Consider the following 22,681-nt stretch of genomic DNA (forward strand, 5'->3'; position numbering starts at 1 on the left):
CCAGCGCATCTGCGCCCTCAACGCCGCGATCTGGCACAACTGGCTCATCGACGCCCCGGTCAAACGGTCTCTGATCGCCTACGACCACTGACCCGGGACACCCAACAACCCCCATCAACGATCTAGGTCGCCGCACCGCGGTACGAAGGTCCGCCCGCCACGGGTCCGCGGCCACTGTCGGCCGGACGGCCCACGGCGAAGTCTGGAACCGAAGAACGGAACGACGCACGGCCGGCGAGAGCAAGTGCACCGGGGACCCCACACAGCAAGGACGGAACCCATGCCACCGACCGCTCAGACCTTCACCCCCTATGCCGCCGTGCGCGAGACCCACGCGGGTGTGGTCTTCCTCGTCGGAGACCGCGCCTACAAGATGAAGAAGCCCGAAAACTTCGGGTTCCTCGACTACAGCACTCGTGAGCTGCGCCTAGCCGCCTGCCGCCGCGAGGTCGACCTGAACCGCCGACTGGCGCCCGACGTCTACGACGGCGTATTCGACGTCAGCGACGCGCGGGGAAACGCCGTCGACCACCTGGTGGCGATGCGCCGTATGCCGGACGCGCGACGCCTGTCCACCCTGGTGCATCTGGGCGCCGATGTCGGTGCCGACCTGCGGCGCATCGCCCGCGTCCTCGCCGCCTTCCACTTCGACTCCGACCGCGGCGACGAGATTTCCGCTCAGGGAGCCGCTCCCGCGCTGCGCGGACGCTGGAGGGACAGCTTCGCCCAGGTGCGTGCACTCCCGCAGGACGTTCTGGAGAAACGGACCGACGAGATCGAGTGCCTGGCTTTGCGGTTCGTCGACGGCCGCCACGCCCTGCTCACCTCCCGCATCGACCAGGGCCGAATCGTCGACGGACACGGCGACCTGCTCACCGACGACGTCTTCTGCCTGGACGACGGACCGCGCATCCTGGACTGCCTGGAGTTCGACGACGACCTCCGCTTCGTCGACGGACTCGACGACGCCGCGTTCCTGGCGATGGACCTCGAACGGCTCGGGGCCGCCGATGCCGCCGACTCCTTCCTGGAGCACTACGCCGACTTCGCCGGCGACCCCGCCCCTACCGCGCTCCGCCACCACTACACCGCCTACCGCGCGTTCGTGCGGGCCAAGGTGGCCTGCCTGCGCGCCCAGCAAGGCGGGCAAGGTGCCGGAGACCAGGCCCACCTCCTCGCGGACATCTGTCTGCGCCACCTGCGTGAGAGCGCCGTCCGACTGGTCGTCGTCGGCGGCACCCCGGCGACGGGGAAGTCCACGCTCGCCGGACACCTGGCCGACCGCCGGGGGATGGTGCGCCTGAGCAGTGACCGGGTCCGCAAGGAACGCGCCGGACTCGACCCGCTGCAATCGGCGGCCGCCGCCCACGGCACGGGCCTCTACAGCGCAGGCAACACCGGCGCCGTCTACCGCGACCTCCTCGACCGGGCCCGCCGTCTGCTGGCCATGGGCGAGTCGGTGGTACTGGACGCCTCCTTCGCCGACACACGGCACCGGCACGGCGCCCGGGACCTCGCCGAGGAGGCGCAGGCGGACCTGACGGAGATACACTGCACCGCGCCCGCCGACGAGATCGATCGGCGCCTGACTCGGCGTGCGCGCGAGGCGGACTCGGTCTCGGACGCGGACGCCCGGGTCGCCCGACGAATGGAGGCCGCCTTCGCCGAGTGGCCGGAGGCGGTCGTCGTCGACACCTCGAAGCAGGACCCGGACGAACCGGTCCCGGGCCTGCCGGACACCGGTCGCTCGTCGGCGGCGCGTGACACGGCTACGACTGCCGACTAGCCAGGGCCCGGCCTGGCTGAGGGCTTGCCCGGCATGCGCGAATCAGCGGTGCATGCCGCGCCCGGAACGCGGGCGGACAACTGCCACCGGGACCGGAGCATGGTGCAGCACCGCCTGGCTCACCGAGCCCAGCACCAGCCCGGAGAATCCGCCGCGCCCGCGCGAGCCGACCACGACGAGGTCGGCTCCGGCCCCCTCGGCGAGTAGGGCGCGGGCCGGATGGTCCTCGACCACGGCGACGCGGACCGGAACGTCGGCGGTATCGGCGCTGCGCGCCTCCTCCACCATCGTGCGGACCTGCTTGTCGGCCCGCGCGGCGGCGAACTCACGGTCGGCGGTGAAGGCCGAGGCCGTGAAAGCCTCGGCGTCCATGGGCGCCGGGACCGCCAAGGCGTGCACTGCGACCAGCCGAGCCCCGATGCGGAAGGCATGGTCGAGTGCGAAGCGCAGGGCGGCGTCCGCATCCGGCGAGCTGTCCATCCCCACGACCACGGTCCTGCGGGCCTCGCCAGCCGCCTCGTCCTCCTCCACGGGCGCGGGTACAACCGCGACAGGGCAGGGAGCGTGGGCGCTGACGCGGATGCTCACCGACCCCAGCAGCACCGAAGCGAAGCCGCCCAGTCCACGGGAGCCGACGACCACCATCGCGGCCGTGCGAGCGGCGGAGAGCAGCGCCGGGGCCGGATCCAGCGAAGTGATGCGGGTCTCCACCTCCAGATCGGGCAGTGCTTCGGCGACGCGGCCGGCGGCCTCACGCAGTAGGCGCTCCGCCCAGGCGGTGAGTTCCGGTGACGGCGCCACCCGGATGGTCTGGCCGAACGGTGCGGCGAGCACCGACATGCTGAGCGCGTGCACCAGGAGCAGTCCCATTCCGCGGCCGGCAGCTGCCCGGCCCGCCCAGTCCAGTGCCGCTCCGCTGGAGGGCGAGCCGTCGACGCCGACGACGATGCGGTTCGCGCCGCTCTCCTCCTTACCCGAGTCGACGCTGCCGACCGCGTGCGTGTATTCGGTGCCGTTCATCGTCTGGTCCTCTCAGGTCCCGTTGCGCCGTCGCCATGCTTCGCGGTCGTGCCGCCTTGGTCGCGGTGCTTCGGCCCCCAGCGCAGCCACCACCGCAGCCCCTTGTGCGCCGGAGCGATGTGCGCTGTTTCGGGCTGGGATGCGCGCGCCGCGCGCAGCTCATGCTCGGCCAGCCGTATGCACAACCGGTCGCGGACCTTGTCCACGGCGGCGCAGACGCTGTCGGCCTCGGCGCGGGCTTGCGCGCGCCCGGTCGGCGTGTCGGCGTAGGCCTCCACCTCGATCAGGCGGCCGTAGCCGGCGACCGCCACCGCCCGCACACCGGCGCAGACGTCGCCCAAGGGCTCCGAGGTGTAATGGTGCAGCGTGGCGAACCGGTCCCGCACGTGGGCGGCGACCGACGCGTCGACTCCGTCGAGTTGGAAGACCGCTGTGCGCGGAGCGGTGCGATTCTGCCGAGGACCCATAACCGCCTCCATGGAAACCGTCAGTTCGGAATTGGTGGCGGAACCAGTCTCCGCGCGGCGCTCACCCCGCGTTAGCGCCGTCGTTCCCGCCGCCGCGTGGCCTACGTCCCGGCCTTGCGGGCGCGGAGCGGGACCTATGACCCTCTTCGAAAGGCACGGCGCTCCGTGGCGCGCCCCCGCCCGGTCGAATGACGGCACCAGAAGCACAGCTCTCTGCGCTGGTGGGCGGTGACCGCGAAGACTGGATCCGCGTCGCCGCCGGCCGCGGCCGGCGGCCGCGGCCGGCGGCGACGATACCCACGCCCAGAATCCGCGGGCCTCAAGGGCTTGGGAACGCGGACTTCGGCCGCTCCGGAAGCGCCCAACGGCCCTGGGCGGACGGCCGGGGCCCAGGTGGAATGGGAGCAAGGGAGACCGCCGCAGTCGATGCATCGGCGGCCGGCCCTGCGACAGCGCCGCCCGCAAAGCGGGCCGGGTGAGAGAAGGCAACGTGGAGCACGCGCGTGACGCGGTGATCGCGCCGGGGGAGATCACAGGGGTCGCTTTCGATATGGACGGCGTCGTCACCGACACCGCCTCCGTGCATGCGGCTGCCTGGAAGCGCACCTTCGACGACTTCCTGCGATCCCACCTGAGCGCGGAAGGCGAGCGGTACGTTCCCTTCGCGCTGCGCGAGGACTACCTGGCCTACGTCGACGGCCGCTCACGGCTGGACGGAGTGCGCACCTTCCTTGCCTCGCGCGGCATCACCCTGCCTGAAGACGGCCCCGACGCCGACCCGCGCGCCCTGACTGTCGCCGCGCTCGGCGATCGCAAGGAGCGCTACTTCCTCGACTACGTCGGCGCCTACGGCGTCACCGCCTACCCCTCGACGATCGCGCTGCTCGAATCCCTGCGCCGAGCGGGGATCGGCACGGCGGTCGTCTCCGCCAGCCGCAACTGCGCGGCAATCGTCCGGGCGGCCGGCGCCGCCCGCCTCTTCGACGTGCGCGTCGACGGGCGCGACGCCGAACGGCTGCGCCTGCCCGGCAAACCCGATCCCGCCCTGTTCCTGGAGGCTGCCCGCCGGATGGCTACGCCTCCCGCCCGCACCGCCGTCGTCGAGGACTCCCTGGCCGGAGTGGAGGCCGGGGCGCGCGGTGGCTTCGGACTGGTCGTCGGAGTCGACCGGGTGCAGCAGGCCTCGCAGCTCTACACCCGCGGCGCCCACGTCGTGGTCTCCGACCTGGGGGAGCTGACCGTAGCCGAGAAGAATGAGGACGAGTGGACTCCTGGACGCTGACCTACGAAGGCTTCGAGCCCGCGCGGGAGGGCCTGCGCGAGTCGCTGTTCACGCTCGGCAACGGCTACTTCGCCACTCGCGCCGCAGCCCCGGAGTCGCGCGCCGACGGCGTGCACTACCCCGGCACCTACATCGCCGGCTGCTACAACCGCACCACTTCCTACGTCGCAGGCCGCGAGGTGGAGAACGAGGAAACGGTCAACGCTCCCAACTGGCTGCCGCTGACCTTCAGCGCCGAAGGCGGCCCTTGGCTGGGCGAGGGCGGCACCGGACCAAACGACCAGAGCCTTGAGCTCAGCCTTCGCACGGGCGTGCTCACGCGCACCTTTCACTACCGCGACAGCAGCGGCCGCACCACCCGTGTCCGACAGCGCCGCCTGGTCTCCATGGCAGAGCCGCACCTCGCGGCGCTGGAGGTCGAGCTCACCCCGCAGAACTGGAGCGGAACGCTGGGGGTGCGCTCCGCGCTGGACGGGACGGTGACCAACGCCGGAGTTCAGCGCTACCGACAGCTGAACGGCCGACACCTCGTGCCTCGGGGCACCGGGGGCGCCGCACCGGCGGAGACATGGCTGCGCTCGGAGGCAAGCGCCTCGGGGATCGGTATCGCTGTGGCCGCACGCACACGCGTGACCTGCGGACCGGTCCCGTGCACGGCGGTTGCCGACGCCCGGCCCGACTGGATCGGCAACGTACTCCGGATCGAGGCCGTCCGCGGGCGCCCAGTGACCGTGGAGAAGACCGTCGCGCTGCACACCTCGCGCGACCACGCCATCGGCGACCCCCTCACAGCCGCGCGTGCCTCACTCGCCCGGGCCGGCGGGTTCGCCGATCTGATGGAGGACCATGCGCTGGCCTGGCGCCACCTGTGGCAGAACTTCACGGTCGACGCCGGCGATGCCGGCGACCGCCGGATCCTGCGCCTGCACCTGTTCCACCTCCTGCAGACCCTCTCACCGCACACCGCCGACCTCGATGTCGGCGTGCCGGCCCGCGGCCTGCACGGCGAGGCCTACCGGGGCCACGTCTTCTGGGACGAGCTGTTCGTATTCCCACTGCTGAACCTGCACCTACCGGAAACCGCGCGGGCGCTGCTGCGCTACCGCCGCCGGCGGCTGCCCCAGGCTCGCGCCGCCGCCCGCGCCCAAGGCTTGCGCGGGGCCCTGTTCCCATGGCAGAGCGGCAGCGACGGCCGCGAGGAGACTCAGCGCCTGCATCTCAACCCGCGCTCGGGGCGCTGGCGGGACGACAACTCCCATCTGCAGCGCCACGTCGGCATCGCGATCGCCTACAACACATGGCAGCACTACCGGATCACCGGCGATGCCGCCTTCCTGGAGGAGATCGGCGCGGAGCTGCTCTTGGAGATCGCCCGCTCGTTCGCCGACCTCACCAGCTACGACCGCCGCCTGGGCCGCTACGTGCTCCGCGGGGTGATGGGGCCCGACGAATACCACGACGGCTACCCCGACCGCGAGGAGCCGGGGGTGGACGACAACGCCTACACCAACGTCATGACCGTGTGGGTGCTGCAGAGGGCACTGGAGGCCCTTCAGGAGCTGCCGGAGACGGCGCGGCGGCAGTTGAGGGAGCGGATCGGGCTGACGGCCGCGGAGACGCAACGCTTCGAACGCATCTGCGCCCGGATGCGGGTGCCCTTTCACGACGGTGTCATCAGCCAGTTCGCCGGCTACCAGGACCTGGCCGAACTCGACTGGTCGGCCTACCGGGCCCGCTACGGCGACATCCGCCGCCTCGACCGCATCCTGGAGGCCGAAGGCGACACCTGCAACCGCTACCGCGCCTCCAAGCAGGCCGACGTACTCATGCTGTTCTTCCTCCTCTCGGCCGAAGAACTGCGGGAGATCCTGCACAGCCTCGGCTACGGCGGCCGCGCCGACGATGCCGGGCTCATCCCCCGCACCGTCGACTACTACCTCGCCCGCACCTCGCACGGCTCCACACTCAGCGCGGTCGTGCATGCCTGGGTGCTCTCCCGCACCGACCGCGCAGCCTCCTGGCGCTTCCTGCGCGAGGCGCTGCGCTCCGACATCGACGACTCCCAGGGCGGCAGCACCGCCGAGGGCATCCACCTCGGTGCGATGGCCGGCACGGTCGACGTGCTCATCCGCTGCTACACCGGCCTGTCCGCTCAGAACGGGGTCATGCGTCTAAACCCCGCCCTGCCGCCCGAACTGCCGCACCTGTCCTTCCACCTGCGCTTCGCCGGACACCACGGCGTCCGCCTCGACATCGGCGCCACTGAGGTGCGAGTGACCCCGCCCCACTCGTCCCTGCCGCCGCTCGCGGTCGAGTGCCGCGGCCACTCCGCCACCGCCTCCCCGGGCGCAACACGCGTCCTGCCCACACGATAAGGACTCTCGACGCAAGGTCGGAGGATCCGGTCGAAGACCACGGTGAACCGTCCACCTGCCCGGAGGGGCCGGGCAGAGCAGATGCTCGTCGTCTCGCTCGTGCTCGGACAGGTCGCGGACGAACGCGTCGGTTTCGTCGAGGACGGCGACGGGCGGGGCCTCCCTGATCCGGCCGACCACGCCGGCCAGATGCGGCAGCCGGCGTATGCGCGGCCGAGGCCGCCGGTGCTCATCGTCGAGGCGGCGGACGAGTCCGGCGCCGTCACCGGTCAACCGCGGCTGCGCGGGGCGGGGTCGGGTGTCGGGGACTTCCCTGACATCTCCCTGACGCCACCCCGGGATGTCGGTGCGCGTATTCGGCTCGTTTCACAGGACCTCTAGACTGCTGTCCATGTGGACAGCAAATGATGCAAATGGACAGCCGCGCGGACGGGCAGGCGAGGTCCACCCCTCGGACGGAACGGATCAGCCACGGCTGTACTACCTCGACAACCTCAGGCTGCTGTTGATCGTGCTGGTCGTGGTGCATCACGCCAGCCAGCCCTACGGTCCGGCCGACTGGTGGTACGTCGAGGATGCGGACGGCTCGCCGGTGCTGTCGACCCTCTCCACGGTCAGCGGCGCGTTCCGCATGAGCCTCCTCTTCTTCGTGTCGGCGTTCCTGCTCCCCCGCTCCTACGACCGCAAGGGCGGACTCAGATTCCTGGCGGAACGGTTCCGCCAGTTCGTCCCGCCCATCCTCGCGGGCTTCCTGGTGCTCATCCCGGTGCTGATGTATGCCTACTACCTCAACTTCCGCGACTACGGCCCGATCGGTTTCGCCGCCTACTACACCGACGTCTACCTGGGCGCGGGCCAGCGCCCAGACGACTGGTCCGGACCGATCTGGCCGGACCGCCAGTTCGGGCACCTGTGGTTCCTCCAGCATCTGCTGGTCTATGCGGTGCTGTACACAGCGTGGCGCGGAGCCGGGTCGCTGGCCGCCGCTTGGCGCAGCCCGCGCAACCCGTCATCGCCGCGCGTGCGCCCCGGCGGCCAGGCGCCCGGCACCGCAGCGATCGCGGTGTTCATTCTGGTCGTTTCGGTCGCCACGTTCGTCCTGCGAGGCTGGTACCCGGTGGACCGGTGGGTTCCGGTTCTGGAGTTCATCCAGGCCGAACCGGCCGACCTGGCGCAGTACACCGCGTTCTTCGTCCTCGGGATTCTGGCCTACCGGAGGGGTTGGCTCTCCGCGTTCTCGGCCCGGGCCGGCTACGTCTGGCTGGGAGCCGGATCCGCGTTGGCCGCAGCCCACTTCGTTGCCGAGCCTTGGTTGGGCGGCGTCTATGCGACGGGCGGATGGAACGCCGGGTCGCTGCTGTGGTCCACGACGGAGACGCTCATGAGCACGGCCTTGTCCATCGGGCTGCTCATCGCCTTCCGGGAATGGGTCGCCGGGCCCAGCCGGCTGGTCCGTGCGCTTGCGCCGGTCGCCTTCACCGTCTATGTACTGCACGTGCCCGTGGTCGTCGCCCTGCAGTACGCCGTTTCGGGGGCGCCCGCGGGCCCGTTGGCCGCGTTCGGCGTCGTGGCAGCGGTCGGCGTCGTGGCCGGCTTCGCACTGGCCTGGTGCGTACGGCGGATTCCATACTTGCGCGCGCTGGTTTAGCTTTGCCGGCGGGAAGACCGGACAGCCGACGCGGTAGGTTGCTGATCATGAGTGAGCCGCCGGCATCCGACCTGACCGCGCGCGCCCGCCTGCGGATGGCGGCGCTGCGGCTGTTCGCCGAACGGGGCTTCGAGGCCACCTCCACCCGCGCTATCGCGGCTGAGGCCGACGTGTCCCACGCCCTGCTCCGCCACCACTTCGGCTCCAAGGACGGACTGCGACGCGCTGTGGACGATGACGCCCTCAGCGCCTTCGACCGCATCCTGGCGGAGTTCGACGCCCCAGCCACCAGACAAGGGCTGCTGGCGACGTTCGGCACGGTCACGGCCCGCCTGTTCGGCGCCGACGAACTGCGTCGCAACTACCTGCGCCGCTCGCTCCTGGAAGGCGGTGCGGCCAGCGGCGAGCTGTTCACCCGGCTCCTCAACGGTACGCGGGCCCGCCTGGCGATGCTGAGCGAAGGCGGCGACGTCGAGACCGGGGCGATCCCCGACTCCGAAGCCGAGTCCGACCGACTGTGGGAGCCCTACCAGGTGCTGTTCCTGATGCTCGGCCCTATGCTGCTGGAACCGGTGATGCGGCATACACTCGCCGACCCCGTCTTCGCGCCGGAGGCGCTGCACGACCGCAGCGCCGCCAACCAGCGGCTTCTGACCCGCGGGCTTCGCGCGGCGCCGGGCGACACGCGCGAACCGTGACCCACACCCGGCGGGGACGCCCGATCCCGAGGGCCCGGATGGGAGGACGCCGTCTTCGGCACCGTCGGCGTAGAGATGCTCGGGCGCGCGGCGAGAGCCCGAGCGTCGGGTGGCCGGGCGCCGACGTCGCCGCTGCGCTCCCCCCGGCAGACGGCGCCGCTCCGCGACCAGCCCGACGTAGACACACCGCTGCCCCGGGTTGTCATGTTCTCCTCCCTTCTCACGAACAGGGCCTCGATCGTTGCCTACACTCGAGAGTGACGCGACATGTCGCGTCGCGGGCGTGCGGCGAACGCACGCTCCCCCGGAGCCTTCGATTTCGAGGTGAGCACCATGGCCAACCTGCAGAGCCTGCTCCGGCAGGTCCTCGGATTCATCCGCAGGAACCCCAGCAAGGCGAACCGGCATCTGCGCACGGTCAGCGAGACCGTGAAGAAGCGCACCGGGGGCAGGTACGACCGGCACATCGACAAGGCCACCGGCGCGGCGTCGAAGTACCTCGCGAAGCAGAGCGGCCGTGCGGGCCACGGCGCTCCGCACGACCGGGACCTGCGGCACCGCTCCGAAGGCTCGGTCCCGCGGTACCGCCCCGACGGCGACGATCACGGGCGGCGCCGCTGACCGGAGACCCGTCGGCGAGGCAGGAACCCCGTCGATCTTGTAGCTAACGTGAAGGAAAACGATTTCCGTTTGCGATAGCTACAAGATCGACGGCCATGTGCCGGGGGGCGGCCGCAGTGCCGCTCCTTTTCTTGGCACCTGCCCGCGTCAGGGCATGGCGATGACGATCTTTCCCCGGTTGTCCCCCGCGACCAGCCGTACGAACGCCGCCGGCGCCTCCTCCAGAGGATAGACCCGGTCGGCGGCCGGAGGGACGACGGCCCCGTCGGTGACCAGGGCGGTGACCGCCTCCAGGTCGGCGCGCGACTGCGGCACCACCAGCACCCCGGCCCGCTTGCCCGTGGTCCAGCGGATCGGCGGCCCCGCGAAGAGCGTCGCGAGCAGCACACGAGTGTGCCCGCCGACCACGAAGTAGGTCCCCCCGGGGCGCAGCGCCGGGTGCACACGGAAAGGCGAGCGGTGCGCCACGAGGTCCACGACGCGGTCGTATCGGCCGCGGTGGCCGGACCAGTCCTCGTCCTCGCAGGCGACCGTGGCGTCGGCGCCGACGCGCACCAGGTGGTCGGCCTTGTCCGCACGGTCCACGGCGGTCACCACGGCGCCGAGGTGCTTGGCGAGACCGATCACGAACGCGCCGCCGGCCCCGCCCGCGCCGTTGACCAGAACCTGCTCGCCCGGCCGCAGCCCGCGCGTGGCCTGCAGCGCGATGCACCCCGCCTGCGGGATCGCGGCCGCTTCCGTGAAGGACAGGCCGGGGGGTTTGCGGGCCAGCAGGCGGGGCGGGGTCGCGACGTACTCCGCGAGTCCGCCGCGGTAGCCGGCCAGCTCCCCGAACACCTCGTCTCCCGGCGCGAACTCCGTCACCGAGTCCCCCGCCGCGGCCACGACCCCGGCGACGTCCGAGCCCGGCACCGGGTTGCGGGGGCGCCGCAGTCCGGCCAGGCGCGCGTAGTAGGGCCGGCCGACGAGGTTCTCGCGGTCGGAGCCGTTGAGGGAGGCGGCGCGGACCCGGACCAGGATCTCGTCGTCTGCCGGGACCGGTTGCGGGATGTCTTCGACGGTGACGGCGTCGGCCGTCCCGTACCGATCCTGGCTGACGGCTCTCATGCGGGAGACTCCTGTCTCGCAGCAACTTGGGGTATCAGCGTAGCGGCGGCGAACCCGGAATCGGGGGTCTCAGCCGGACCGATCGGGGCCGCGCTCCTCCCCGAGAGCCCGCCGGAGGACGCGGGGATCTCCTGACCCCTGTCGATGATCGATCGATCAGCCGCTGTCGCGGTCTGCGACTTGACAGGAACCGGGTTGTGAGTGTGTACTCACATACATGGCACGCACCGAAGCCCCCCGTTCCACAGCGGAGGCCCGCCGCGAGAAGGCGGTGGCCTGCGCGGTGCCCGTCTTCGCGAAGATGGGCTACCACGCGACCCCGGTCGCCGACGTCGCAGCGGCGGCCGGGATCTCCCAGGCCTACGTCTTCCGCCTGTTCGACGGGAAGCTCGGGCTGTTCGTGGCGGCCGTGGACCGCTGTCACCGCCTGATCGAGGACGCACTGCGCCTCGGCGCCGAGAAGGCGTCCGGCGACTCCCCCGCCGAGGTGCTGGAGGCGATGGGCGACGCGTACGCCGAGCTGATCGCCGACCGCTCCGTGCTGATGATGCTGGTGCACGCCCAGAGCGTCGCCGACATCCCCGAGGTCCGTGCGGCCGTGCAACGCGGGTACGCGTCGGCGGTCTCGCTGGCCCACCGGCTCTCCGGAGCACGGGGGGAGCAGGTCCAGCACTTCATCGCCATGGGCCAGCTCTGCCACCTCATCGCGGCGCTGGACCTGGACTCCGTCGACGCGACGTGGGCGCGCACCCTGACCAGGGGGATGTACCACCCCGCGCCGTCGACCCCCGCACCGGAAGGGAGGTGAACCGCATGACCGCGCTCGCATTGCGCTGGATCGCCCTGGCTCCGCTGGCCGCCCTGGCCGTGGGCATGTTCGTCGCCTGGTCCTGAACCCCGGCCCCACCGCCGTCGGCGGCGTTTTTCGCCCGGTCGAAGTGACTGACTAATCACTCACAAAGTTGAGGAGAAGAAGTGCTCGCAAAGCTCGAAAAGCCCCTGTGGTGGAGCGCCCTGGCCGCACTGAGCCTGTCGATCGTGCTGATGCTCGGCATGTGGAACTGACGCAGGCTCCGTCGACCCGGCTTCCGCCGCCGGCCGGACCGCCGCAAGAGCGGTCCGGCCGACACCGGGGCCGCTCCCCGCTCCCACTCCCCCGGAATCGTCGACCGCTCGTGACCGCGGACCGAGAGCCGGTTCACAAACCTTCTCCAGGAGGACAGCATGGACACCGCACACACCCCGCCTTCCGGCTCCGCCGACCACGGTGCCGCGCACGACCGCGAGACCGTCGAGATCGTGCTGCCCGGCAAGGTCGAGCCGGACGGACTCCAGATCACGCGGCGCCCCCTGCCCCCGCCCGAGGAGGGCCGGGCGGTGCTGCGCGTGGAGGCGACCGGCGTGTCCTTCGCCGAGCAGCAGATGCGCCGCGGCAAGTACTTCGACCAGCCGCCCTTCCCCTTCGTCCCCGGCTACGACCTGATCGGCACCGTGACCGAAGTCGGCCCCGGCGTCTCGCCGGAGACGGTGGGCCGCCGCTACGCCGCCGTGACCAAGACCGGCGCCTGGGCCGGACGGGTCGCCGTGCCCGCCGGGGACCTGGTTCCCGTTCCCGACGGCGTCGACCCCGCCGAGGCCGAGACGCTCGTGGTCAACGGCCTCACCGCCTGGCAGATGCTGCACCGCGTCGCGCGCGTGCGGCGCGGCGCGACGGTGCTGGTGCACGGGGCCAACGGCGGCGTGGGCAGCACGCTGGCGCAGCTGGCCCGCCACGCCGGGATCCGGGTCGTCGGGACGGCGTCGCCGCGCCACCACGACGCCGTGCGCGCGCTCGGCGCGATCCCGCTCGACTACCGCGCCGGCGACCTCGCCGCACAGGTCCGCGCCCTGGCGCCCGCGGGCGTGGCCGCGGTCTTCGACCACGTCGGCGGCCCCGGGATCACCGACTCCTTCCGGGTGCTGGCACGGGGCGGGACGCTCGTCTCCTACGGCACGGCCTCGACACGCGACGTCGCGGGGTCCTCGCATCTGCCGGTCCTGCGGCTGCTGCTGCGGCTGGCGGTGTGGCGCGTCCTGCCCAACGGCCGGCGGACGCACTTCTACAACCTCTGGGCGGGTCGGCGGAACGCCCGGCGCTTCCGCGCCCGCATGCGCCGGGACCTGGGCACCGTCTTCGGCCTGCTGGCCGACGGCGGCCTGCGCGCCCAGGTCGCGGCCCGGCTGCCGCTCACCGAGGCGGGAGCGGCCATGGCGCTCGCCGAGTCCGGGACGGTCATCGGCAAGGTGGTGCTCGTCGGGTCGGAGGAGGGCTGAGCGGCGCCCGGCCGCCCGCGCGGCGGCTGACCTCGCCGCCGACCGCGCCCGATTGTGAGTGGTCAGTCAATCAGGGCCGAGGGGGCCGCGTCCCGCGCCCGGGCGGGTGCGGGACGCGGGCGGAGGTCAGTCGGCGACGAGGGTCAGCGCCCGGCTCGGGCAGAGGGCGACCGCCTGGTGGGCACCGGCCGCGTGTTCGCCCTCCGGGTGTTCGGCCAGGACGACGACGGTGCCGTCGTCGTCCTGGTCGAACACTTCCGGATCGGTGAGCACGCACTGGCCCGCCCCGACGCAGACGCCGGTGTCGGCTGCGATACGCATCGTCGTCCTCCCTACCAGGTCACCGGGAACTCGTGGATGCCGTAGAGGCTCGCGTCGTCCTTGAACGGCAGCTCGTCGCGAGCGACGGCCGGACGCAGTCCCGGCATGCGGGCGAAGAGCGTGGTGAACACGATCTCCAGCTCCATCCGCGCCAGGTTCTGGCCCAGGCACTGGTGCGGGCCGAAGCCGAACGCGAGGTGGTTGCGGCCGCCGCGTTCGATGTCGATCTCGTCGGGCCGGTCGAACACCTCGGGGTCGCGGTCGGCCGTGTTGGCGAGCGTCACCACGCCCTCGCCCTCGCGGATCAGCACACCGCCGATCTCGACGTCGGCGACCGCGACGCGCGAGGTCACGAACTCGGCGATGGTGAAGTAGCGCAGCAGCTCCTCGACGGCGGCGGGCGCCTTCGCGGGGTCCTCGACGATCGCGCGGACGTCGTCGGGGCGTTCGAGGAGGGACATCGTGCCCAGCGAGATCATGTTCGCCGTGGTCTCGTGGCCGGCCAGGAGCAGCAGGGTCGCCAGGCCGATCAGCTCCTCCCGGTCCTCCGACGTGGCGAGCTGGCGGCTGAGCAGGTCGTCGGCGGGCTTCTTCTCCTTGGCGCGGATCAGGTCGGCGAGGTATCCGCGCAGCTCGCCCAGGGCGCTCATGCGCTCCTGCTGCGAGGCCGTCCGGCTCAGCAGCCGCGCCGAGCGATCCTCGAAGAAGACGTGGTCGGCGTAGGGGACGCCGAGCAGCTCGCAGATGACCAGGGACGGCACCGGCAGCGACAGCGCCGCGACCAGGTCGGTGGGACGCGGTCCGGCGATCATCGCGTCGATGCGCTCGTCGACGATCTCCTGGACGCGCGGGCGCAGGCGGGCCATGCGCTTGACGGTGAACTCGCCCACGACCGCGCGGCGGGCCGGACCGTGCTGGGGCGGGTCCATGCTGACCAGGGAGAGGGGAGCGGCCGTGTCCAGGCGCTGCCCCTTGATCAGCGCGGGGAAGCCGGGTTTGCGCCGGTCGGAGCTGAACCGCGGGTCGACGAGCATCGCGCGGATGTCCTCGTGGCGCGTGAGCGCCCATGCGGTCGCGCCCGTGGGCAGGGTCACGCGGGAGACCGGTGCCTCGGCGCGGAGCCGGCGGTGCTCGTCCGGGGGCGCGTAGGGGCAGGTGCGGGTGATGGGCAGCGCGTCGGCAGGTTGAGCGGTCACTGTTCCACCCCAGAATCCGAACAGGAGGATATTCGGAAGAATCTCTTCCGCTTATGCATCCAACCTACCGATCCGGAATGTTTCCGTCCACATACTCCGGGGGTGAGATAGTTGTCCGGCGGCCACCGGGGAGGAGCGGGGAGATGACGGAATCGCAGACGCGACTGCGCGCCGACGCGCGGCGCAACCGCGACCGGATCATCGCCGCCGCCGGTGAGGCCTTCTCCGACCAGGGGCCCGACGTGCCGATGGAGGAGATCGCACGCCGGGCCGAGGTCGGCGTCGGCACGCTCTACCGGCGCTTCCCGGACCGGGAGGCGCTCATCCGCGCGGTCGCCCAGGAGAACTTCCGCCGGGTCCTCGACGACGCGCGCGCGGCTGCGGCCGAGGAGCCGACCGCGTGGGACGCGCTGGTCCGGGTCGTCGACCGCTCCCACCGGCTGCGGGTGACCGTCCAGCTGGCCCTGGTCTCCGATCGCGCCCGGCAGATCCTGAGCGAGGACCCGCGGACCGGCGGCATCCGCAGCGAGCTGATGGACGAGCTCACGCGCATCGTCGAGTCGGCGCAGGCGGAGGGGGCGATGCGACCGGACGTCGGCGCGGGCGACGTCGCGATCCTGTTCTCCCTCGTCCTGCGGCAGCCGCCGGTCGCCCGCGAGTCGGCCGCACGCGTGTTCGACCGCGCCCGCGCGATCATGCTCGACGGCCTGCGGGCGGGCGCGGCCGGCGTGCTGCCGGGAGACCCGATCCGCACCGGCGAGCTCCCGCTGCGCTGAGCCCGCCCCGGCAAGCGCGCTCCGCGCTGCCGGCCCCGGGGCGAAAGCGGGGCGGTGTTCTCACTCCTCGTGCAGCTGCCGGGGGTGCTCGGGCTCCGAACGGTCCTGCCGCAGTGCCCGCGGACGGGCGGACAGGGAGCCGGCGACGCACACCGCGACGTTGACCAGCAGGCCGACGATCCCGCCGTGCACGCCGTACACGTCCTCGATCTGCAGCCACGTCATACCGCCGGCGATGACGACGCCGACCGCCATGCCCCAGAAGACGGCGGTTCCGGTGAGCCGCCGCCAGTACATCCCGAGGATGAACGCCGGGGCGAGCTGCACCAGCAGCTCCATCTTCAGCACGAAGATGTTCACCAGGGTGGTGGGCGGGTTCCACGCCAGCAGCAGGAGGACGAAGACGACCCCGATGCCGACGGTCTTGCCCAGGCGGACCTGGCGGTGCTCATCGGCCCGCGGATTCACGTAGCGGCCGTAGACGTCCTTGGAGATGATGGACGAAAGCGAGAGGAACGCCGAGTCGGCGGTCGAGACGATCGCGGCGACGACGCCGCCGAAGAGCAGGATCATCGCGACGTAGAAGGCGGTGTTGATCGCGCCCACCTCGTTGGCGATCATCCCGACCAACTGCTCGGAGTCCCCGTCGGAGAGCCCCGGGAAGAGGCGGATCCCCACCATCCCGACGCAGAACACGGCTCCCGCGGTCACCAGCGGCATCCACACCAGGAACCGCAGGGAACGCTTCAGTGCGCGTTCGCTCTGCGCCGCATAGATCCGCTGGATCGCGTGCGGATACAGGCAGATGCTCAGCCCCACCATCACGATCATCGAGATCCAGTTGACCGAGACCTCCAGCGGTGGCGAGGAGACGGCCTCGGGGTCGTTCTCGATCAGGTACCGCGTCGTTCCGGCCGGGGACTCGCCGGTGAGGTAGAAGGCGCCGGCCAGCAGGAGGGCCACACCCACCAGCAGGGCGATGCCCTGCATGACGTCGGTGAGCGCGACGGCGCGCATACCGCCCGTCCAGGAGTACAGGAGCATGACGCACACGAACAGGGCGACGGCGACCTGGTAGGGGACCGTGCCGCCGGTGAGCCCGGCGATGGCGTGGCCCATGGCGACGAGCTGCTCCAAGAGGTAGTTCGCCAGCGCCCACAGCATCAGCAGCGTCGCGAGAAGGGTGACCGCGGGCGAGCCGAACCGGTGGCGGATCCAGTCGGTGGGGGTGACGAACGACCGCTTCTTCGCCAGGACGTAGAGGCGGGGCGCGAAGAGCATATACCCGGCGGTGATGACCATGAAGAACGTCACCGACTGCCACCAGGGGAACCCTTCGCGGTAGGCCTGGGGCGCGTAGCCGATGACCGTGTTCCCGCTGTACTGCGTGGCGTAGAGGGTGAAGAACAGCACGAGCACGCCGAGGTTGCCGCCGGCGAGGTAGTAGCTCTTGAGGGTGTGCTTCTTGTCGGTCCGGCGGCGCCCCGCCCAGAAGCCGATCCCGAGCATGACCGCGGCGTAGGCGCACAGGACGATGATCCCGGGCGCGCCGCTGAAGGTCAGGGACTCCACCGGTACCCCTCCCCCTCGATGTCGTCCAGGGGCGTGTCGGGCCCCGCGGCCTCACCCGTGGACTCCTCGTCGTCCTCCACGACGCTCCACAGCTGCGAGAGCATCCAGCTCAGGTGGGCTGCGACCGCCACGGACGACGCCACCGCGACCAGCGCCCACAGGGGCAGGCCGAGGACGACCGGGCCGACGGTGCCGGGCGGCAGGTACCAGGGGACGCCGGCGAGGACGATCACGCCGAGCCCCACCCAGGGCCAGGGTCGGCGGATCGGCTCTCGCCGGCCCGGGGCGGCGTCGTCGGGCGGCCGGCCGCCGGTCGTCGGGGACATCGGCACTCCTGTCTGTACTTCCGCCGGAACGGGGGCGTAGGGCGTCCGTCACCCCGTGTAACGGACACCGACGGCGGTGGCCGCGCCCCAGGACGCTGCCGGGCCCGCCGACGGTGCGCGAGGCGGCGCCTGCGGGCGCCTCCCGAGGGGGCACGGCGCCGCGCACGGCCCGGGCGGCACCGGAGCCTCACGGGACCCTTGGCAAAAGACGATCTTCAAGTCGTCGACGAATAATGTGGGTTACCGACTGGTTACGTCAAGGATGCGTCGAATAACCGTGACGCACCGGAAAAGGACGACGTGCCCCGCGACGACGCGCCGGCCCGGGAGCGGGCCGGAAGGGTTCGCCGCCGACGGCGCCCGCGTGCCCGCCCGATCGGCGCGGGCCCGGCTCACAGCGGTCCGAGGACGCGGCTCGGGTCGGTGTCCAGCGCGAGCGTTTCCAGGACCGCCAGGAGCTGGCGCTCCTCGTAGCGGAAGTGGGACTCCATGATCGCGGCGATCCCCTCAAGATGGCGGTCCAGTTCCGCCGGGGGCGCCGACCGCCCGAGAGCCTCCTGCAGCCCGGCGAGCAGGTGCGCGATCATCGAGTGGTCCTGCTGCAGGCGGCGCAGGGTCTCGCGCAGTTCGGGGTGCCGGGCGGCGATCGCGGGGAACAGCTCGCGGTCCTCGCCCTCGTGGTGGCCGGTCAGGGCGCTGCAGAACCCGTGGCAGAAAAGCAGTAGGTCGCGGGCGGCGGATTCGGCGGAACCGCCGTCGGCCAGCGCCTCCCGCGTCACGTGCAGCGCCTCGCGCAGCCGTCCGTGTACGGAACGCAGTTCACGGCTCCAGGCGACAAGCCTGGTCTTCTCGCCCTCACTCACAGGAGCGGGGCGAAGGGCGGCGACTGGTCATGCGTCGCTCTCCTTCGGTCCGGCGCCTCCATGCCTGGCACTGGCTGCCACCGGCACGCGACGCTGCCGGAAGCATAGCAGCGCCTGCGCGCATCGACTGGAGCGAGCGGCCGTCCCCGGCGGCACGCCGACCTGTCCGGCGGCTGCCCGCCTCGGGGCCGCCGGAGGCCGCTCCGAGCGCCCGTGAAAATCCGGGCGCCCGTGATCAGCGGGATCGGTCCCGGGCCGCTTCGAGCCGGTCGGCCAGGCCGGCCAGCTCGTCGGCGTGCAGGTCGAACCGGTCCGCGGCGGCGGGCGGGTCGCCGACGGGGCGGGCGACGTAGGCGGTGCGCAGCCCCAGTGCCTGCGCACCGCGCAGGTCCCACGCGTGGGCGGCGACCATCAGGAGCCGCCCCGGCGGACGTCCGGATACGGTGGCGGCCAGCCGGTAAACCGCCGGGTCCGGCTTGTAGGTGCGGGCGTCCTCGGCGGAAAGGGCCTGGTGCCAGCGCAGTCCGGCGTGGGCGTCGAGTTCCAGCAGGGCCGTGCGGCTCGCGTTGGAGAGTCCGATCAGCGGGAACCGTTCGGCGAGCCGGGCGAGTCCCGCCGCGGCGTCGGGCCACGGCGGGAGCCGGCGGCCGGCGAGAGCCAGCGCCGCCACGGCGGCCGGGTCGCCGACTCCGGCGGCCTCGGCGACGAGCCGGGCGGCTTCGCGGTCGAGGGCGTCGCTGGCGGCGTAAGGGCGGGTGCCGTCGACGATGCGGCGCTGCTCGCGCTCGATGTGGTCCTGCCACAGTGACAGCAGGCGCTCGACTCCGGCGTCGTCGAGCGACGGGTCGAGTCCGCGGATGCCCGCGCGCAGCCCGGCGGGTTCGTCGACGAGTGTGCCGAGCACGTCGACGACGACGGCATCGATGTCCAGCACCGGCATGGGCGGGACCTCCCGGGAGCAGCGGTGGGCGCGGGGCGCGGGGCCACTCCCGGCCGCGTGACCGCAGCGGATCGGACCGCGTCCGCGTAAGGCCTAAAATTGCTGTTAACAGAACCTAGCGGGAGGTTGCCAGCAGATGCAAGTTGCCTTGGACGACTACGTGTGGGCGGCCGGGGTCGCGACCGAGCTGGTCAACACCTCCGCCGAGGTATGGCGCGGCGACGACCGGCTTCCCGACCCGGCGGCCCTCGTCGCCTTCGCCGACCTGCACGGCGGCCGGTCCCCCGACGGGGGTCCCGGCGCCCTGTGCGGACTGGCCCGCCGCGGCGGCGCGGCCGACCTCGGTGCCGTCCACGCGCTGCGCACGACCGTGCGCGACCTGATCGACCGCCCCGACCGCGACCGCCTCGTCGCCGGCGCCACGGCGCTCACCTCCTCCGCCCGGGGCGCCACCCTGGTCGCCGACCCCCCGCACCGCGGTCGCACACGGTGGGCCGTCCCGCTCCGCGACGGAGCGACCGCGGCCGACGCCCTGTCGCTCATCTGCGGCATCGGCGTCCTCGGCGTGGTACACACCCTCGGCGAGCAGCGGTTCCGCCCGTGCGGCGCGCCCTCCTGCCGCGGCGTGTTCATCGACACCACCCGGCCCGGCCGCCGCCGCTACTGCATGCCCGGCCTGTGCGGCAACCGCGTCAACGTCGCCAACCACCGCGCCCGCCGAGCCGGCGAGGCCCCCCGCCGCCCCGGCCCCGGCCCCGGCCCCGGCCCCGGCCCCGGCTAGGCACAGTGCCGTCGATCTTGTAGCTATCGTCACTGAAAATCGTTTTACATCACGATAGCTACAAGATCAACGGGGTTCGGGGCCCGAGCGACAGCTCCGGTTCCACGTCTGCGGTGTGCGAGCGGGCGTCGCGGCGACGCGTCAGGCCTGCGACGGCCGCGTCAGGCCGGGGTCGCCTCGATGACGCTGAAACCCGCGGCCAACGGGAGGACGTCGGACACGGCGAAGCCCGACGCCGCGCAGAGGGCCTCGAAGTCGTCTCGCGTGCGCTCGCGGCCGCCGACGTTGACCAGCATGTTCAGGTCGGTCAGGTACAGCCCGGAGAACCCCTCCGGCTGCACGGCGGCAGGCAGCACGGGCTCCACGATGAGCAGTCGGCCGCGGTCGGGGACCACCGCGCGGACGTGGGACAGGATCGCCGCCGCCCGCCGGTCGTCCCAGTCGTGCACGATGCTCTTGAGCAGGTAGACGTCGGCGCCGGCGGGGACGCCCTCGAAGAAGTCGCCGGTGGTTGCGGTGCAGCGGTCGGCGACGCCGGCCTCCTCCAGGCGACCGGGCGCCTGGGCGGCGCCTTCGGCCGTGTCGAACACGATGCCTCGCATGCCGGGATTCGCGCGCAGCACGGCGGCGATCAGTGTGCCGTCCCCGCCGCCGACGTCCATCAGCGTGGCGCCGGAGGCGAACGTGTAGCAAGCGGGCAGCGCATCGGCCACGCTCCGGGTGCCCTGGCTCATCGCCGTGTTGAACAGCGCGGACAGCTCAGGGTCGGCGCCCAGGTGGCTGAAGAAACCGGTGCCGAACATGCGGTCGAACGACGGCTCACCCGTGCGCAGGCTCTCGTCGATCCCCTCCCAGGCGCGCATCATCGCCGGGTCGGTGAACATCCGGACCATGCCGCGCACCGAGTCGGCGCGGTCGCTGCGCAGCAGCGCACCCGTTGCCGAGACGCCGAACCGCCCGGGCGCCTCCTCGGTCAGCAGGCCCAGGGCCGCGAGTGCGCGCAGCAGCCGGATCGCCGACTGCTGCGGCAGACCGAGCTCGCCCGCGAGGTCCTCCGCCGACCGACGCCCGTCGCCGATCAGGTCGGCCACTCCGGTCCGCGCTGCGGCCCCCAGCGCGTGCGACGCCATGTACCCGAGCATCAGCTGCATGACTGCCCGCCGCTGATCGGCGGCCTCGTCTTGGTTCGCCATCGGACGAGCCTAGCCGCGCCCGAACGGCCGGGACCAGCGCCGGCGCCGCCGAACCTCCGCCGAGGCGGTCGGCATCGCCGGGCCCGCCGACCTGAGACGGGGGGTAGCGCACTTCTCGCGCCCCGACCAGCGCCGGAACGAACCGGACCGGGCACGCCGACGTCCCCGGCCGCAGCCGGTCCGGGTCCATCCGGTACGTTGCCGAAAGGCTCATACGGGGGGATCAACGGAAATCTCAGCCGGGAGTGATATATGCGTGTTGCCATCATCGGGCAGGCGGCCTTCGGAGAAGCGGTGCTGCGGCGGCTGCAGGAGGACGGCGTCACCGTCGCCGGCGTCGCGGCACCCGCGCCGGCCGGCAGCGACGGCCGGGAGGACCCGCTGTGGGCCGCGAGCGGGGAGCAGGGTATCCCCCGGGTGCCGACCAGCAGCCTGAAGGAGCCCGGCGGCCTCGTGGAGTGGAAGCAGTTCGAGGCCGACTTCTGCCTCATGGCGTTCGTCACCGAACTCCTGCCCGAGGACGTGTTCACCCAGCCCGAGTACGGAACGGCGCAATACCACCCGAGCCTGCTGCCGCTGCACCGCGGCAAGTCGGCGATCAACTGGGCCGTCATCAACGGGGAGCAGGAGACCGGCCTGAGCGTCTTCTGGCCGGACGACGGCATCGACACCGGACCGGTCCTGTTGCAGAAGCGGTGCGAGATCGGGCCCGACGCGACCGTCGGCAGCCTCTACTTCGACCACCTCTTCCCGCTGGGGGTGGACGCCATGTCCGAGGCGGTGGCGCTGGTGGCGGCCGGCGAGGCGCCGCGCGCAGAGCAGGACCACGCCTGCGCCACGTTCGAGCCCGCGTGCCGCGACGAGCACGCGGAGATCCACTGGCACCGCCCCGCACAGACCGTCTACGACCTCGTCCGGGGCTGCGACCCGCAGCCGGGCGCGTGGACCCGCTTCGACGGGGAGAAGCTGCGGTTCCTCGACTGCCGCCTGACCGGAGAACAGCGCCCCGGCATGCCCGGCCAGGTCCTCGACGTCGACGACGAGGGCTTCTCGGTCCGGCTCAACGGCGGCGTGCTGCGCGTCGGGCGGGTGCGGCACACACGCAGGGGCAAGCTCCCCGCCGGAGAATGGGCCGCCCACGTCGGACTCTCCAGCGGGTTCCGCTTCCGCTAGCACGCGCGCCTCCGAACCCCGTTGACCCTTCTATGTCAAGCGGCGAGATGATGCTCGACCGCGGCATGGACCCACCCCGCCCGGTCCCGGACCATAGCCCGGTAGATCACATCGATCAGATGGCGTTTGAGTACCCGGTAGGCGCCCCGCTTGCCCTTGGACGGCTCCAACCGCTCCACCAGGGCCCCGGCCCCGGGATGGCGCTGCCTCTGCACCACCGCGG

23 protein-coding genes are annotated in these 22,681 nt (G+C 72.1%); 12 read left to right on the forward strand and 11 right to left on the reverse strand.

The genetic code is table 11. The features are described from left to right. Positions 1-280 precede the first annotated feature (280 nt). A complete protein-coding gene (locus tag RM446_RS23970) occupies positions 281-1,786 on the forward strand; it encodes a bifunctional aminoglycoside phosphotransferase/ATP-binding protein (protein WP_311547709.1) in 1,506 nt (501 codons plus the stop codon). A gap of 42 nt (positions 1,787-1,828) precedes the next feature. Here RM446_RS23970 and RM446_RS23975 read toward each other — a convergent pair whose 3' ends face one another. Further along, complete coding sequence (locus RM446_RS23975) at positions 1,829-2,806, reverse strand: universal stress protein (RefSeq protein ID WP_311547710.1); 978 nt, start codon at positions 2,804-2,806, stop codon at positions 1,829-1,831. Further along, on the reverse strand, positions 2,803-3,273 hold the full coding sequence (locus RM446_RS23980; RefSeq protein ID WP_311547711.1) for a hypothetical protein: 471 nt from the start codon (positions 3,271-3,273) through the stop codon (positions 2,803-2,805). The genes RM446_RS23975 and RM446_RS23980 overlap by 4 nt, the downstream gene beginning before the upstream one ends. Before the next feature lie 490 nt (positions 3,274-3,763). On the opposite strand from RM446_RS23980, the gene RM446_RS23985 reads away from it, so the two are divergent. The 6 genes from RM446_RS23985 to RM446_RS24010 all read left to right on the forward strand — a co-directional run bounded on the left by RM446_RS23985 (position 3,764) and on the right by RM446_RS24010 (position 9,897). Continuing rightward, on the forward strand, positions 3,764-4,555 hold the full coding sequence (locus tag RM446_RS23985) for an HAD family hydrolase (protein ID WP_311547712.1): 792 nt from the start codon (positions 3,764-3,766) through the stop codon (positions 4,553-4,555). Continuing rightward, entirely contained in the window at positions 4,537-6,930 is a 2,394-nt protein-coding gene (locus RM446_RS23990) for a glycoside hydrolase family 65 protein (protein ID WP_311547713.1), read from the forward strand. The genes RM446_RS23985 and RM446_RS23990 overlap by 19 nt, the downstream gene beginning before the upstream one ends. Before the next feature lie 81 nt (positions 6,931-7,011). Further along, positions 7,012-7,311: a hypothetical protein gene (locus RM446_RS23995; RefSeq protein WP_311547714.1), complete on the forward strand. Its 300-nt coding sequence runs from the start codon at positions 7,012-7,014 to the stop codon at positions 7,309-7,311. A gap of 10 nt (positions 7,312-7,321) precedes the next feature. Next, positions 7,322-8,578, forward strand: a complete 1,257-nt coding sequence (locus RM446_RS24000; protein ID WP_311547715.1) for an acyltransferase family protein — start codon at positions 7,322-7,324, stop codon at positions 8,576-8,578. Positions 8,579-8,625: 47 nt separating this feature from the next. Beyond that, the gene (locus RM446_RS24005) at positions 8,626-9,276 is read left to right on the forward strand and encodes a TetR/AcrR family transcriptional regulator (protein ID WP_311547716.1); all 651 of its coding nucleotides are present in this window, start codon (positions 8,626-8,628) and stop codon (positions 9,274-9,276) included. 333 nt (positions 9,277-9,609) lie between these two features. Next, a complete protein-coding gene (locus tag RM446_RS24010; protein ID WP_311547731.1) occupies positions 9,610-9,897 on the forward strand; it encodes an antitoxin in 288 nt (95 codons plus the stop codon). 147 nt (positions 9,898-10,044) lie between these two features. Here RM446_RS24010 and RM446_RS24015 read toward each other — a convergent pair whose 3' ends face one another. Continuing rightward, on the reverse strand, positions 10,045-11,004 hold the full coding sequence (locus tag RM446_RS24015; protein ID WP_311547717.1) for an NAD(P)-dependent alcohol dehydrogenase: 960 nt from the start codon (positions 11,002-11,004) through the stop codon (positions 10,045-10,047). Positions 11,005-11,221: 217 nt separating this feature from the next. Between RM446_RS24015 and RM446_RS24020 the strand changes: the two genes are divergently transcribed. After that, complete coding sequence (locus RM446_RS24020) at positions 11,222-11,812, forward strand: TetR/AcrR family transcriptional regulator (protein WP_311547718.1); 591 nt, start codon at positions 11,222-11,224, stop codon at positions 11,810-11,812. A gap of 416 nt (positions 11,813-12,228) precedes the next feature. Beyond that, positions 12,229-13,317 (forward strand): medium chain dehydrogenase/reductase family protein, encoded by a 1,089-nt coding sequence (locus RM446_RS24025; protein WP_311547719.1) that lies wholly within the window; start codon positions 12,229-12,231, stop codon positions 13,315-13,317. 126 nt (positions 13,318-13,443) lie between these two features. On the opposite strand, the gene RM446_RS24030 is transcribed toward RM446_RS24025, so the two are convergent. Together RM446_RS24030 and RM446_RS24035 are read right to left on the reverse strand one after the other, a co-directional pair. Further along, positions 13,444-13,638: a ferredoxin gene (locus tag RM446_RS24030; RefSeq protein WP_311547720.1), complete on the reverse strand. Its 195-nt coding sequence runs from the start codon at positions 13,636-13,638 to the stop codon at positions 13,444-13,446. A gap of 11 nt (positions 13,639-13,649) precedes the next feature. Then, positions 13,650-14,834 carry a cytochrome P450 gene (locus RM446_RS24035; protein ID WP_311547721.1) on the reverse strand — a complete coding sequence of 395 codons (1,185 nt, stop codon included), beginning with the start codon at positions 14,832-14,834 and terminating at the stop codon, positions 13,650-13,652. Positions 14,835-14,977: 143 nt separating this feature from the next. Between RM446_RS24035 and RM446_RS24040 the strand changes: the two genes are divergently transcribed. Next, on the forward strand, positions 14,978-15,610 hold the full coding sequence (locus tag RM446_RS24040; RefSeq protein WP_311547722.1) for a TetR/AcrR family transcriptional regulator: 633 nt from the start codon (positions 14,978-14,980) through the stop codon (positions 15,608-15,610). Positions 15,611-15,670: 60 nt separating this feature from the next. On the opposite strand, the gene RM446_RS24045 is transcribed toward RM446_RS24040, so the two are convergent. The 4 genes from RM446_RS24045 to RM446_RS24060 form a co-directional block, all read right to left on the reverse strand. Beyond that, positions 15,671-17,182 carry a sodium:solute symporter family protein gene (locus RM446_RS24045; protein ID WP_311547723.1) on the reverse strand — a complete coding sequence of 504 codons (1,512 nt, stop codon included), beginning with the start codon at positions 17,180-17,182 and terminating at the stop codon, positions 15,671-15,673. Then, a complete protein-coding gene (locus RM446_RS24050; RefSeq protein WP_311547724.1) occupies positions 17,170-17,508 on the reverse strand; it encodes a hypothetical protein in 339 nt (112 codons plus the stop codon). The genes RM446_RS24045 and RM446_RS24050 overlap by 13 nt, the downstream gene beginning before the upstream one ends. Before the next feature lie 392 nt (positions 17,509-17,900). Continuing rightward, positions 17,901-18,371: a hemerythrin domain-containing protein gene (locus tag RM446_RS24055; RefSeq protein WP_311547725.1), complete on the reverse strand. Its 471-nt coding sequence runs from the start codon at positions 18,369-18,371 to the stop codon at positions 17,901-17,903. Between the two features lie 235 nt (positions 18,372-18,606). Beyond that, positions 18,607-19,311 carry a haloacid dehalogenase type II gene (locus tag RM446_RS24060; RefSeq protein ID WP_311547726.1) on the reverse strand — a complete coding sequence of 235 codons (705 nt, stop codon included), beginning with the start codon at positions 19,309-19,311 and terminating at the stop codon, positions 18,607-18,609. 136 nt (positions 19,312-19,447) lie between these two features. Between RM446_RS24060 and RM446_RS24065 the strand changes: the two genes are divergently transcribed. Next, positions 19,448-20,092 carry a CGNR zinc finger domain-containing protein gene (locus RM446_RS24065; protein ID WP_311547727.1) on the forward strand — a complete coding sequence of 215 codons (645 nt, stop codon included), beginning with the start codon at positions 19,448-19,450 and terminating at the stop codon, positions 20,090-20,092. A 161-nt stretch (positions 20,093-20,253) separates the two neighbouring features. On the opposite strand, the gene RM446_RS24070 is transcribed toward RM446_RS24065, so the two are convergent. Beyond that, a complete protein-coding gene (locus tag RM446_RS24070; RefSeq protein ID WP_311547728.1) occupies positions 20,254-21,285 on the reverse strand; it encodes a methyltransferase in 1,032 nt (343 codons plus the stop codon). A gap of 252 nt (positions 21,286-21,537) precedes the next feature. Here RM446_RS24070 and RM446_RS24075 point away from each other — a divergent pair, with 252 nt between their 5' ends. Beyond that, positions 21,538-22,458: a methionyl-tRNA formyltransferase gene (locus RM446_RS24075; RefSeq protein WP_311547729.1), complete on the forward strand. Its 921-nt coding sequence runs from the start codon at positions 21,538-21,540 to the stop codon at positions 22,456-22,458. A gap of 35 nt (positions 22,459-22,493) precedes the next feature. Here RM446_RS24075 and RM446_RS24080 read toward each other — a convergent pair. Continuing rightward, a partial coding sequence (locus tag RM446_RS24080; RefSeq protein WP_311547730.1) for a hypothetical protein occupies positions 22,494-22,681 on the reverse strand: 188 nt, incomplete at its 5' end.

Source organism: Streptomonospora wellingtoniae (assembly GCF_031845375.1).
Classification (GTDB): Bacteria; Actinomycetota; Actinomycetes; order Streptosporangiales; family Streptosporangiaceae; genus Streptomonospora; species Streptomonospora wellingtoniae.